We start from the raw sequence: 12,153 nt of genomic DNA on the forward strand, positions 1-12,153 counted from the left end.
ATTCGCAGTGCGGCGTACCAGGTCACGACCAGGATCTTAGCTCACCGCGTTTGGCCGTTGTCGAAATACCTGACCAGGGTCGGGTCCAGCGGCGGGACGTCGATCGGGGTGCCGTCCGAACGCAGTGACGTGGTGGCGGCGTACCCGGCAGCGACCGCGGCCCGCGCGGCGACCGGTGACGTGAGCGTCTCGCCGCCGTCGCGGACGAAGCGGATGAACTCGCCCACCAGCAGGGGATCGGCGCCACCGTGGTGGTCCGAGCTGCCCGGGATCTCGACGACCTGGTCGGCGTCCTCGCGGTACCCGGACCGGCGGCTGTTCCAGACCTTCACCACGCCGCCGTAGGTGTCACCGAAGTTCTCCAGCCGGCCGTGCGTACCGATCACGGTGTAGTTGCGCCAATAGTCCGGCGTGAAGTGGCACTGCTCGTAGGTCATCAGGACCCCGTTGTCGAGCGCCAGGTTGACCATGGAGAGGTCCTCGACGTCCATCACCGGCGCCAGGCCCTTCTGCTCCAGCGGCGGCCAGTTGTCGTCGCTGACGAAGTCGCCGAATCGCTGCTCCGATCGGTCCTGCCGGTCCTCAATACCGCCATACACGGTCAGCGCACCCATCGCGTTCACGCGCGTGGTGTAGCCGCCGGCCAGCCAGTGCATCACGTCGATGTCGTGGGCACCCTTCTGCAGCAGCAGGCCGGTGGAACGACGGCGGTCCGCGTGCCAGTCCTTGAAGTAGAAGTCACCGCCGTGGCCGACGAAGTGCCGGCACCAGATCGCCTTCACGTCACCGATCGCGCCGGACTGGATCAGTTCCCGCATCGTCAGTACGACGGGCATGTGCCGCATGTTGTGCCCGACGTACAGCCGCGCGCCGCTCTCGTACGCCGCCTGCAGGACCCGGTCGCAGCCCTCGGTCGTGATGGCCAGCGGCTTCTCCACGAACACCGAGACGCCGGCCCGCAGGAAGTCGATCGCCGGACCCTCGTGCAGGTCGTCGGGCGTCGTCAGGAAGACGCCGTCGAGCTTCTGGTCGAGCAGCTCGTGGTGGTCCGCGTACGCCGTCGCGCCGGCGAACCGCTCCAGTGCGATGTCTCGCTGCGCGGCGGCCGGATCGGCCACTGCCACGATCGCCGAACCCTCGCCCGGGGTGTGCGCGTACTGCGCGAGCCGGCTACGGGCCCCGAGTCCCACCAAGCCAAACCGAAGATCAGTCATCAGCAAGCAGCTCCTGCACATAGTTGTTTGAAGCACAGTAACTCCGAGCAGTTGCGTCCTTCAATCACCCGTCCTCCAGCTGGAATTGACGCGTTGGTCATCCAGGAAACACCGAAGTCTCGCTCCGTGCCGTCACCATGGCGGAATGTGAGCCTCCACTACGTGGCACTGGGGGACTCGACCACCGTAGGTGTCGGGGACCCGATGAACGGCAGCAGTACGACCGACCTGTCCGGTGCCGGTGCGCGCCCGGGTGAAGGGTGGCGAGGCTGGGCCTCGTTGCTTGCCGACTCCCTGGCCAGTTCCCACCGTGTGACGTTCTCCAACTTCGCGACCAGCGGGGCCACCGTGCACCTGGTCGCGACCGAGCAGCTGCCCGAAGCCGTAACGACCAGTCCGATCGACATCGCCTCGCTCATCGTCGGGGTCAATGACACTCTGCGATCCAACTTCGACTCCGGCCGGATCCGTGCCTGCCTGGATCACTGCGCCGAGCAACTCACCGCCCGTGGCGCACTGCTGCTCACGGTCAGGTTCCACGACCACGGCCAGGTGTTCGGTCTGCCGGCGTGGCTGCGCCGCCCACTGTGGCAGCGGATCGAGCAGGTCAACCAGGTGTACGACGACCTGCACGCGAAGTTCGGCGGGATCCGGCTGGACATGGCCGACTACCCGGAGGTGTACCGCCGGGACTTCTGGAGCATCGACCGGCTGCACCCGGGCGAGCGCGGTCACCGGCGGCTGGCCCGGGCGTTCGCCGACGAGCTGGCTCGGCGCGGGCTGCCGATCGACGTACCACCGGATCTGGACTGTGCCGGGGTCGCACCGAGCCGGTGGGCGGACACGCTCTGGATGGTCAAGGAAGGCGTTCCGTGGCTCGGCCGCCGGGCCAACGACCTGGTGCCGTGGGCTGCCCGGATGGCCGTCACCCAGGTTCGCCCGTCCAGTGGCCTGCGTCCGTCCGGTTCGTCCAGTGCCCTGCGCCCGTCCAATGCGGAGGTCCAGCGCCTGGAGGCATAGGGTCGGACGCATGGCGCGTATCGATGGACGTACCCCGGATCAACTACGGCCCGTCACCCTGACCCGGAAGTGGCTCGACCACGCCGAGGGCTCCGTGCTGGTCGAGTTCGGCCGGACCCGGGTGCTGTGTGCTGCGAGTGTGACCGAGGGTGTGCCGCGCTGGCGCAAGGGTTCTGGTCTCGGCTGGGTCAGCGCGGAGTACGCGATGCTGCCGCGGGCGACCAACACCCGCTCGGACCGCGAGTCGGTCAAGGGCAGGATCGGCGGCCGGACCCACGAGATCTCCCGCCTGATCGGGCGTTCGCTGCGGGCCGTGATCGACTACAAGGCGCTCGGCGAGAACACGATCCTGCTCGACTGCGACGTACTGCAGGCCGACGGCGGCACCCGGACCGCGGCGATCACCGGCGCGTACGTCGCCCTCGCGGACGCGGTGTCGTACCTGCGCGAGCGCAAGCTGCTGAAGAGCGAGCCGCTGACCGGTTCGGTGTCCGCGGTCTCGGTCGGCATCATCGACGGCGCTCCGATGCTCGACCTCTGCTACGAGGAGGACGTCCGGGCCGAGACGGACATGAACCTGGTGCTGACCGGCGACGGCAAGTTCATCGAGGTGCAGGGCACGGCCGAGGGTGCGCCGTTCGACCGCGCCGAGCTGGACAGCCTGCTGGAGCTCGGTACGGCGGGATGCGCGGAGCTGACCAAGCTGCAGCTGGAGGCACTCGCGTGACGAAGGTGCTGTTGGCCTCTAACAACAAGAAGAAGCTCGAGGAACTGCGTCGCATCCTGACCCCGATCGTGCCCGGGATCGAGGTGCTCGGGCTGGGCGACGTACCGGCGTACGACGAGCCGGCCGAGACCGAGCCGACGTTCGAGGGCAACGCGCTGCTGAAGGCGCACGCCGCGCTGGCCGCGACCGGGCTGCCGTCGATCGCGGACGACAGCGGCATCTGCGTCGACGCACTGAACGGCATGCCCGGCGTACTGTCGGCGCGCTGGTCGGGACCGGCCAAGGACAACCACGCGAACAACCTGCTGCTGCTCGGCCAACTGGAGGACGTCCCGGACGAGCGGCGTGGCGCGTCGTTCATCGCCGCGGTCGCGTTCGTCCGGCCGGACGAGGCGGACGAGCTGGTGCTCGGTGAGATGCGCGGGTCGGTCATCCGCGAGCTGCGCGGCACCGGCGGCTTCGGGTACGACGTTCTGTTCCAGGCCGAGGGGTACGACCGGACGACGGCGGAACTGTCGATCGAGGAGAAGGACGCGATCAGCCATCGGGGCAAGGCGTTGCGTGCCTTGGCCCCGATCGTCGCGAAGGCGTTGGGAGGGTAGGACCATGTTGTTCGCCGGATCGGACCGGGACGGGGTCGCGGACGGGAAGATCACCGCGGCGTACCGGCGGTGGGCCGAGCCCCGGGTGGTGGAGGGGCGGATCTACCGCACCAACGCCGGCCGGATCGAGATCGACAGCGTCCGCCAGGTGAACCCGGAGCTGATCGCCGACAGCGACGCCGACGTGGCGGACGCGGACCGGCGCAACGCGAAGGACGTCCGCCGGCGGCTGCGCGGTAACGAGGACTGGCCGACGTTCCTGATCAAGTTCCACCTGGTCGAGGGGCCGGACCCGCGCGAGGAGCTCGCGGCCCAGTCCGAGCTGACCGCCGACGACCTCGCCGATCTCACGAACCGGCTGGCCCGCTTCGACGAGCTCAGCCACCACGGCGCGTGGACCACCCAGACGCTGCGGCTGATCCAGTCCAAGCCCGCCACCCGAGCCGCCGACCTGGCCGCCTCCCTCAATCGCGAGACGGCCCCCTTCAAACTCGATGTCCGCAAACTCAAGAACCTGGGCCTCACCCACAGCCTCGAAGTCGGCTACGAACTGAGCCCCCGCGGCACGGCGTACCTGAACGCCCTGGACTGACCCGAGGTATGAGTCACGCAGTGCCGGTCAGCTATGCGGAGGCTGTGCGGTATCGGCTGGACGTCAACCGGCTGGGTGAGCGGTTGGGGGCTGGGGAGTATGTGGGGGCGGCTCGGTTCGGGTTGCAGGATACGGCTCCTCGGGATGCGTTGATCGGGTTGCACGCGCGGGTGGAGGGGTGTGAGCCGTCGGCGTGGGAGGCGCCGGGGTTGGTGCAGACGTACAGTCCGCGGGCGGCGGTGTATGTGTTGCCGGAGCGGGACTTCGGGGTGTTCACGGTCGGGCGGATGCCGCTTGGTGAGGAGAACCAGCGGGAGATCGCACGTCAGGCCGACCGGATCTGCCGGGAACTGGGCGGCGCCGAGCATCGCGGCGGCCGGGGCAATGAGCTGCGGAGTGCCTGCTGGAGTGGGCGGCTGGCGTTGCGGTGGACGACCAGTGCGCTCTACGTGCGTGAGGTTCCGGCGCCGGAGATCGACTTCCAGGACGCGCATCTGGAGCTGTGCCGGCGACACGTGGAGGCGTTCGGGCCGACCACCGTGGAGGCCTTCAGTTGGTGGTCCGGGCTGTCGAGACCTGATGCGAGAGAAGTCTGGAAGCTGCTGGACGGTGAGCTTCTCCCGGTTGAGTTGGAAGGTCGCGAGGGGTGGATCCTCGCGGCGGACGAGCAGGTCGTCCGGTCAGCGCCGGCACCGACCGGCGCACGGTTCCTGGTGGCTTCGGATCTGAGGCTGTTCGGGCAGGACCGGCACGGACTGTTCGCCGCACCGGGGCAGAAGCCGCGGATCCACCTGCACGACTGGTACCACCCGCACGGACTCATGCTGAACGGCGAGATCCGCGGCGCCTGGGGACGCAAGGGCGGGAAGGTCGACCTCCGCACCGCCGGCCCGCTGTCCGATCAGGACCGGGCCGCGATCGAGGCCGAGGCACTGTCGATGCCGATCCCGGGCGCGACGATGACCCTCACCATCACCGAAATGGAGCCGTAGGCAACTACTTGCCGAGCGGAAGGCCGGCCTGGAGGTGGGCGAACGCGCGGTCGATGATCTCGAAGTAGTCCTGCATGTTGGCGTGGCCGGTGATCTGGTACGTCGCCATCACCACGCCGACGACCGCGCCGGCCCAGGCCCGGATGGCGAAGTCGTCGGCGGAGCGGCCGACCCGCTCGGCCGCCAGGGCGGCCAGCAGGTCGATGCCGGCGTACAGCTGGTCGAGCATCCGCGCACGCAGCTCGGGGGCGTTGAGGACGAGCTGCTGGCGCTGGGACTCCAACTCCCACTCCGCCTCGGTCAGCGTCCGCATGCTGTCCTTGAGCGTCGCACGCAGCGCGTCGGTCGGGTTCAGCTCGGCCGGCTGCGCGCGGAACACGTCGATCATCACCGGGTCGAGCCGGTCGAAGACGACGGTGTCCTCCTTGGTCGCGAAGTACCGGAAGAAGGTGGCCGGCGACACCTCCGCCGCGGCCGCGATCTCCTGCACGGTCGTCTCGGCGTACCCCTGGTCGCGGAACAGCCGCAGCGCGTGCTCCTGGATCGCCGCCCGGGTCTTCGCCTTCTTGCGCTCGCGCAGCCCGGGCGGCTTCTCCGTCGTCATACCTCGATTGTGACAACTTCCGCGGGCTCCGGCTCGACTGACGCACGGGTGCCGGGCAGGAAGGCCAGCGCGAGCACGAAGCCCAGAGCTGCGATCCCGCTGCACGTCCACAGGGTCGCGCTCATGCCGTGGACGAACGCCTCACGGGCCGATTCGGCCAGGGCCGGCGCGTTGGTGTGGGCCGCGATCGCGACCGCCCCTGACGCGCTGTCGCGGGCCGCGCCGGCGACAGCGGGCGGCAGGCCGCCGACGTTCAGGTGGTCACGGTACGCCGAGTTGAGCACCGTACCGAGGATCGCGACACCGATCGTGCCGCCGACCTGGCGGAGCGCCTGGATCAGGCCCGATCCGGATCCGCTGCGCTCGACGGTCAACGCACCGATCGCCAGGTCCATCACCGGCGGCAGCGTGAATCCGATGCTCACACCGACGAGGCTGACCCAGATCGCTGTGAACCCGTAGCCGGCGTCGACGCTGGTGAACGCGCCCATCACCAAGCCGGCCAGCATCAGCACGAAGCCGAACGCGACGGTCAGCCGCGGCCCGGCGGTGGCGGCGAGGCGCTCGGCGACCTTGGCACCGATCAGGAGTCCACCGATGATCGGCAGCAGCCGCAGGCCGGTGTTCAACGCGTCCGCGCCCTGCACAGCCTGGAAGAGCTGCGGCAGCACGAACAGCAGACCCATCAACGCGAACGACGCCAGCGTCGCGAGCACCGTGCCCCAGGTGAATCGCGGTGACCGGAACAACGCCAGGTCGACCAGCGCATCCGCCGTACGCCGCTGCCACGACCAGAACACCGCCAGCAGTACGACGCCAACGGCCAGACTGGTCAGCGTCACCCCGTCACCCCACCCGCGCTCGCCGGCCGCGACGAACCCGTACGTCACCGCCACCAGCCCCAATCCCGACAGCAGAATCCCGGGTACGTCGATCCGTCCGGACCGGTGACCGCGCGTCGCCGGGATCAGCAGAGCGACCGCGACCAGGCCGACGGCGACCAGCGGCAGGTTGATCAGGAAGACCGATCCCCAGCGGTAGTGGTCCAGCAGCCAGCCGCCGAGCACCGGCCCGAGCGGGATGCCGAGCGAGTTGGCCATCACCCAGATCGTCATCGCCCGGACCCGCTCCCCCGGCTCGAACAGCACGTTGAGCAAGGACATCGACAGCGGGATCAGGAAGGCCGCCCCGACCCCGAGCACCGCGCGAGCCGCGATCAACTGCCCCGCCGACGAGGCGAATGCACAGGCCGCCGACGCCCCGCCGAACACCACGAGGGCCCCGATCAGCAGATGCTTCTGGCCGAATCTGTCACCCAGCAGCCCGGCGGGCAGCAGCAGCGCCGCGAGCACCAAGGTGTACGAGTTCGCGAACCACTGCAGCTGACTGGTCGACGCCCCCAGCTCGGTCGCCAGCGTCGGCAGCGCGACGTTCAGCACGGTCAGATCCAGCCCGACCACGATCAGGCTGACCGACATGGCGCCCAACGCCCACCACCGCCGCGAGTCACGGCTCACAGCACCCATCACACACGCCTCCTGAGATCGACTCTAATTTGAGAGTAGATCTCAGAATTCGTTTCAGCAACCCTGCACTGCCTCCCGCAGAACCTTCCGGAAGAGCTCGGGTTGCTCCAGCCACGGGGAGTGACCGGCGTCGGGGACGAGGTGGAAGGTGTGGCGCGGAGTGTGCGACGCCAGGTCACGGACATTGGCCGCCGACCGGGGATCACCGGCGCCGTGGACGAACGTGACCGGCGCGCGCAGCCCGGCCGCGAGCCTGACCAGGTAGCCCTCGGGCCAACGGTTGACGTCCAGGCCGAGCTCTCGATTGGCGGCGAAGTTGATCGGCAGATCCACCGCCGCGCTCTTCCGCGCCCACGTCATCGCCATCGACCGGTCGGCATAATCGGGGAACCACGCCAGCACGCGGAACTCGAGCTCCTCCTCCGGTGTCCGGTCGCGTTTCTCCCCCAGTTCGTCCAGCCGTTCGGCCTGGGCCGGGGTCATCCGCCGCGCGCGCTCTTCCCGTTCCGGCGTACGCCAGTCGCCGATCCCGACGCCGCCGACGTACACGACTCCGGCGACGCGGTCGCCGTACCACCCGGCGTAGGCCAGCGCGAGCGTTGCCCCGAACGAATGCCCGAGTACGACGATCCGGTCATACCCCCAGTGCTCGCGAAGTTCGTCGATGTCCTGCGCCGTCCGCCGGACCGACTGCAGCTCCGACGGTCCCGACCGCCCGCAGCCGCGCTGGTCGAACCGGTGGACGACGGTCAGATCGTCCAGCATCTCCGCGAGTACGGCGTAGTCGTCCCACAAGCCTGGGCCACCGTGGACGATGACCACAGGCGGCAACGAGCTGGCGGTACCGCTGGTGATCGTCCACAGCGGGACGCCGTCAGATGTCGAAAACGGCATGGGGGGTCGCAATCTCGATCGGGCCTGGGTACGTGCGGGCGGCGGCCTCGGCCTGGGTCTCGCGGCTGTACCAAGGTGGGACGTGGGTGATGATCAGGCGTTTGACACCGGCCTTCTTGGCGTGTTCGCCGGCGTCGGCGGGCGTCAGGTGAAGGTCGGTCGGGTTGTGCGGATCGTTGTCCTGCAAGGCGGCCTCGGACAGCAGGACGTCAGCACCACGGGCGAGCTCGATCAGCGCGTCGTTGGGCCCGGTGTCGCCGGTGTAGACGAGTGACTTGTCGCCGTGCTCGACCCGGATCGCGTACGCCGGCACCGGGTGCACCATCCGCGCGGTGCGCACCGTGAACGGGCCGATCCGCTGAACCGCCTGCCAGGTGTGGAATTCGATCTCCTCCTCCATCCCAGGATCGATCGGCAGGTCGTAGGCCGACGCCATCCGGCCGGAGGTCCCGGGCGGCCCGTAGACCGGGATCCGCGGGATCGGCGTACCCGGTCCGTATTTCGCCGCGACGTACAACCCGCACAGGTCCATGCAGTGGTCAGGATGCAGGTGGGACAGGCCTATCGCGCCGATCTCCGGGACCGCGACATGCCGCTGGAGCGAGCCGAGCGCGCCACTGCCGAGGTCGAGGATCAGGTGGAAACCCTCGGCGGTGATCAGATAGCTCGAGGCGGCCGAGTCCGGGCCGGGTACGGACCCGGAGCAGCCGATCACGGTGAGCTTCATAGCCGGAACATTACCGGCGGGTTGCCGGCTTCGCAGGACCGCGGGTCGCGTCGCGGATCATCGGATCCGGTTGCCTGGCGGTGATTTCGCGCACATCACGACGGGATCCGGTGCCCTGGACAACAGACCGGCTAGCGGACCCAGGCGAACTGGTCGACCGCGGACAGCACCGGCCCGAGGAAGCGAGAGCCGATGGCGGCGAACTCGTCCGGGCTGCCGGTGGTGACGAAGCGGTGCCGCGGCTCCGGCAGGTTGTCCGCGCGGAGCAGCCCGGTCTTGGTGAGTACGCCGTACACGTCCTTGGCGCACTCCTCGGCGCTGCTCACCAGCGTGACGTTGTCGCCCATCACGTACGAGATGACGCCCGTGAGCAACGGATAGTGCGTGCAGCCGAGGATCAGCGTGTCGACGCCGGCCTCGACCAGCGGATCGAGGTACTCGTGCGCGGCCTCGAGAAGCTCGGGCCCGGACGTCACGCCGGACTCGACGAAGTCGACGAAATCCGGGCAGGCACGGGTGAACAGCTCCACCTGCGGCGCGGCCGTGAACCCGTCCTCGTAGGCGAGCGACGCCGCCGTCGCCCGGGTGCAGATCACGCCGACGCGCTGGTTCCGGGTCGCGGCCACGGCCCGGCGCGCGGCCGGCAGGATCACTTCGACGACCGGTACGTCGTACCGTTCGCGGGCGTCGCGGAGCATCGCCGCACTGGCCGAGTTGCAGGCGATGACGAGCATCTTCACGCCGGCCTCCACGAGATGGTCGAGGCACTCCAGCGCGTACTCGCGCACCTCGGCGATCGGCTTCGGGCCGTACGGCTGCCGGGCGGTGTCGCCGAGGTACAGGATCGGCTCGTGCGGCAACTGATCGAGCACCGCGCGGGCGACGGTGAGTCCGCCGAAGCCTGAATCGAAGATCCCCACCGGTGCGTCAGCCACAGGCAGAGCTTATACAGGTCTGATCGCGGGCAGTTCCGAAGCCAGCCTTACCTAACCGAGCGATCCGACACGCCGGAGTTGTCCACATCTTTACTCTGCGGAATTGCCTTTTCACGTGATGGGCGCCACTCTGGAGCGATGTTTGCTCGACCGCCCTTCGTGATGCCATGACACTGGCGCACCAGATCGCGGTGGTGCTGGGCACCACCGCCGCACCGAATCCGCAACCCAACGACGCGACGGCGGCGGGCCAGGCTGCGGACACGCACAGCACTACCGCGGACATCGTGGCGGCCCTCGGGCCGACCGGGATGCTGGTGGTGCTGGCCATGGCGGCGTTCGCCTTGTACGTCGTCTCGCTGTCGCTGCACCCGAACGCCAAATGCAACCGTTGCAAAGGCGCCGGACGGCACCGCGGCGCACTCTTCAGCTACGCCCAACGCCCCTGCAGCAGTTGCAAGGGCCGCGGCGTTCACCCCCGACTGGGACGCAAGGTCCTCTTCAAGCAACCGTAGACGGACATGACCTAGTCACGATCAGGTGCCGGCAGCAACAACAACCGGCACAGTCCTGAGTCCCGGCCCTCCGCCCGCCGGCGCTCAGCTCCACCTCAGGCCCAGAGCTGACCCTCGAGGCGATCCTCCGCCTCGTCGATCGTGCCCTCGTAGGCACCGGTGGACAGGTACTTCCAGCCACCGTCCGCGACCACGAACGCGATATCCGCGGTCTCGCCATCGCGGACGCAATTCGCTGCCTGGCCGAGCGCCGCGTGCAGGATCGCGCCGGTGGAGATCCCCGCGAAGATCCCCTCGTTGTCCAGCAGCTCACGGACCCGGCGTACGGCGTCGCGTGGGCCGACCGAGAACCGGGCGTCGATCAGGGTCTCGTCGTACAACTCGGGCACGAACCCCTCGTCCAGATTGCGCAGTCCGTAGACGAGTTCGCCGTACCGCGGCTCGGCCGCGACGATGCGCACCTCGGGCTTGTGTTCGCGGAAGAACCGGCCGGCGCCCATCAGCGTGCCGGTGGTGCCGAGGCCGGCCACGAAGTGGGTGACGGACGGCAGATCGGCGAGGATCTCGCGCGCGGTGCCGTCGTAGTGCGCGGCCGCGTTGGACGGGTTGCCGTACTGGTAGAGCATCACCCAGTCCGGGTGCTCCTCGGCGACCTGCTTGGCCACCCGGACCGCCTCGTTCGAGCCACCCGCGGCCGGGGAGGAGATGATCTCGACCCCCCACATCCGCAGGATCTGGCGGCGTTCCTCGGAGGTGTTCTCCGGCATCACGCAGACCATCCGGTAGCCGCGCAACTTGGCCGCCATCGCCAGCGAGATGCCGGTGTTGCCTGACGTCGGTTCGAGGATCGTGGTGCCGGGCCGCAGCCGGCCGTCCTTCTCGGCGTCGAGGAGCATCCGCAGCGCCGCCCGGTCCTTGATCGAACCGGTCGGGTTGTGGTCCTCCAGCTTCGCCCACAACCGGACGTCCGCCGACGGCGACAGCCGGGGCAGACCGACCAGCGGCGTGCCTCCGACCGAGTCGAGCAGACTGTCGAAACGCATGCTCAGCCGCCGGCCACCGCGGGCAGTACGACGACCACGTCGCCGTCCTTCACGCCGGTCTTCAGGCCGCCGGTGAACCGGACGTCCTCGTCGTTGACGTAGACGTTCACGAACCGGCGCAGCTCCTCCGGCTCGCCCTCGACGATGCGCTCCTTCAGACCCGGGTGGGCCCCGTTCACGTCGTCGATGAACTCGGCCAGCGTGGCGCCGTCCCCGTTCACCGCCTTCTCGCCGCCGGTGTACGTGCGCAAGATCGTCGGCACGCGCAACTCGATCGCCATATCAGTTGTCTCCTCTTGTTTCCTCATAAGAACCCACCACGCGCACTTCTTCTTCCACGACCTCGGCGTCGATGATCCGGTACGACCGGAACTCGACGGGACCGTCGTACGCCGGGGAGTCGGCGCCGTCCCGGGTCGACACCAGCACGTAGTGGGCGCCGGGCTCCTGGGCGAGGGTGATGTCGGTGCGTGACGGATATGCGTCGGTGGCGGTGTGCGAGTGGTAGATCACCACCGGCTCCTCGTCCCGCTCGTCCATCTCCTGGTAGAGCCGGAGCAGGTCGCCGGAGTCGAACTCGTAGAACGTCGGCGACATCGCCGCGTTGAGCATCGGCACGAACCGCACCGCCCGGTCCGACCCGGCCGGTCCCGCGACCACGCCACAGGCCTCGTCCGGGTGGTCCCGGCGGGCATGCGCGACGATCGCGTCGTACGTGGCCTTCTCGATGATCAACACGAGACCACGGTACGGCGACCGCCG

15 protein-coding genes are annotated in these 12,153 nt (G+C 68.9%); 6 read left to right on the plus strand and 9 right to left on the minus strand.

Annotated elements, in window-relative coordinates:
* Positions 1-41: 41 nt before the first annotated feature.
* Complete coding sequence (locus tag ACIBG5_RS32905) at positions 42-1,214, minus strand: Gfo/Idh/MocA family protein (RefSeq protein WP_396395420.1); 1,173 nt, start codon at positions 1,212-1,214, stop codon at positions 42-44.
* A gap of 147 nt (positions 1,215-1,361) precedes the next feature.
* On the opposite strand from ACIBG5_RS32905, the gene ACIBG5_RS32910 reads away from it, so the two are divergent.
* From ACIBG5_RS32910 to ACIBG5_RS32930, 5 genes are read left to right on the plus strand one after another with little or no spacing between them, the layout of a single operon-like run.
* Complete coding sequence (locus ACIBG5_RS32910) at positions 1,362-2,234, plus strand: SGNH/GDSL hydrolase family protein (protein WP_396395421.1); 873 nt, start codon at positions 1,362-1,364, stop codon at positions 2,232-2,234.
* 10 nt (positions 2,235-2,244) lie between these two features.
* Positions 2,245-2,961: a ribonuclease PH gene (rph, locus tag ACIBG5_RS32915; RefSeq protein WP_396395422.1), complete on the plus strand. Its 717-nt coding sequence runs from the start codon at positions 2,245-2,247 to the stop codon at positions 2,959-2,961.
* Positions 2,958-3,563: an RdgB/HAM1 family non-canonical purine NTP pyrophosphatase gene (rdgB, locus tag ACIBG5_RS32920; RefSeq protein ID WP_360453244.1), complete on the plus strand. Its 606-nt coding sequence runs from the start codon at positions 2,958-2,960 to the stop codon at positions 3,561-3,563. The genes rph and rdgB overlap by 4 nt, the downstream gene beginning before the upstream one ends.
* Positions 3,564-3,567: 4 nt before the next feature.
* Entirely contained in the window at positions 3,568-4,155 is a 588-nt protein-coding gene (locus ACIBG5_RS32925; protein ID WP_396395423.1) for a hypothetical protein, read from the plus strand.
* 8 nt (positions 4,156-4,163) lie between these two features.
* The gene (locus ACIBG5_RS32930) at positions 4,164-5,147 is read left to right on the plus strand and encodes a DNA glycosylase AlkZ-like family protein (protein ID WP_396395425.1); all 984 of its coding nucleotides are present in this window, start codon (positions 4,164-4,166) and stop codon (positions 5,145-5,147) included.
* Between the two features lie 4 nt (positions 5,148-5,151).
* Here the strand turns inward: ACIBG5_RS32930 and ACIBG5_RS32935 are convergent, their stop codons facing one another.
* From ACIBG5_RS32935 to murI, 5 genes are all read right to left on the minus strand, one after another.
* Positions 5,152-5,751, minus strand: a complete 600-nt coding sequence (locus tag ACIBG5_RS32935; protein WP_396395426.1) for a TetR family transcriptional regulator — start codon at positions 5,749-5,751, stop codon at positions 5,152-5,154.
* Positions 5,748-7,277, minus strand: coding sequence for a DHA2 family efflux MFS transporter permease subunit (locus ACIBG5_RS32940; protein WP_396395427.1), 1,530 nt, complete (start codon positions 7,275-7,277; stop codon positions 5,748-5,750). The genes ACIBG5_RS32935 and ACIBG5_RS32940 overlap by 4 nt, the downstream gene beginning before the upstream one ends.
* A 54-nt stretch (positions 7,278-7,331) precedes the next feature.
* A complete protein-coding gene (locus ACIBG5_RS32945; protein ID WP_396395428.1) occupies positions 7,332-8,171 on the minus strand; it encodes an alpha/beta fold hydrolase in 840 nt (279 codons plus the stop codon).
* Positions 8,152-8,898: an MBL fold metallo-hydrolase gene (locus ACIBG5_RS32950; RefSeq protein WP_396395429.1), complete on the minus strand. Its 747-nt coding sequence runs from the start codon at positions 8,896-8,898 to the stop codon at positions 8,152-8,154. The genes ACIBG5_RS32945 and ACIBG5_RS32950 overlap by 20 nt, the downstream gene beginning before the upstream one ends.
* A 131-nt stretch (positions 8,899-9,029) precedes the next feature.
* The gene (murI, locus tag ACIBG5_RS32955) at positions 9,030-9,833 is read right to left on the minus strand and encodes a glutamate racemase (protein ID WP_396395430.1); all 804 of its coding nucleotides are present in this window, start codon (positions 9,831-9,833) and stop codon (positions 9,030-9,032) included.
* Positions 9,834-10,000: 167 nt separating this feature from the next.
* Between murI and ACIBG5_RS32960 the strand changes: the two genes are divergently transcribed.
* Positions 10,001-10,348, plus strand: coding sequence for a hypothetical protein (locus ACIBG5_RS32960; protein ID WP_396395431.1), 348 nt, complete (start codon positions 10,001-10,003; stop codon positions 10,346-10,348).
* A gap of 95 nt (positions 10,349-10,443) precedes the next feature.
* Here ACIBG5_RS32960 and ACIBG5_RS32965 read toward each other — a convergent pair whose 3' ends face one another.
* From ACIBG5_RS32965 to ACIBG5_RS32975, 3 genes are read right to left on the minus strand one after another with little or no spacing between them, the layout of a single operon-like run.
* Complete coding sequence (locus ACIBG5_RS32965) at positions 10,444-11,391, minus strand: PLP-dependent cysteine synthase family protein (protein ID WP_396395432.1); 948 nt, start codon at positions 11,389-11,391, stop codon at positions 10,444-10,446.
* Positions 11,392-11,393: 2 nt separating this feature from the next.
* On the minus strand, positions 11,394-11,672 hold the full coding sequence (locus ACIBG5_RS32970) for a MoaD/ThiS family protein (RefSeq protein ID WP_360453268.1): 279 nt from the start codon (positions 11,670-11,672) through the stop codon (positions 11,394-11,396).
* A gap of 1 nt (position 11,673) precedes the next feature.
* Positions 11,674-12,129, minus strand: a complete 456-nt coding sequence (locus ACIBG5_RS32975) for a Mov34/MPN/PAD-1 family protein (RefSeq protein WP_396395434.1) — start codon at positions 12,127-12,129, stop codon at positions 11,674-11,676.
* Between the last annotated feature and the right edge of the window lie 24 nt (positions 12,130-12,153).

This window comes from Kribbella sp. NPDC050241 (assembly GCF_044459685.1).
GTDB lineage: Bacteria > Actinomycetota > Actinomycetes > Propionibacteriales > Kribbellaceae > Kribbella.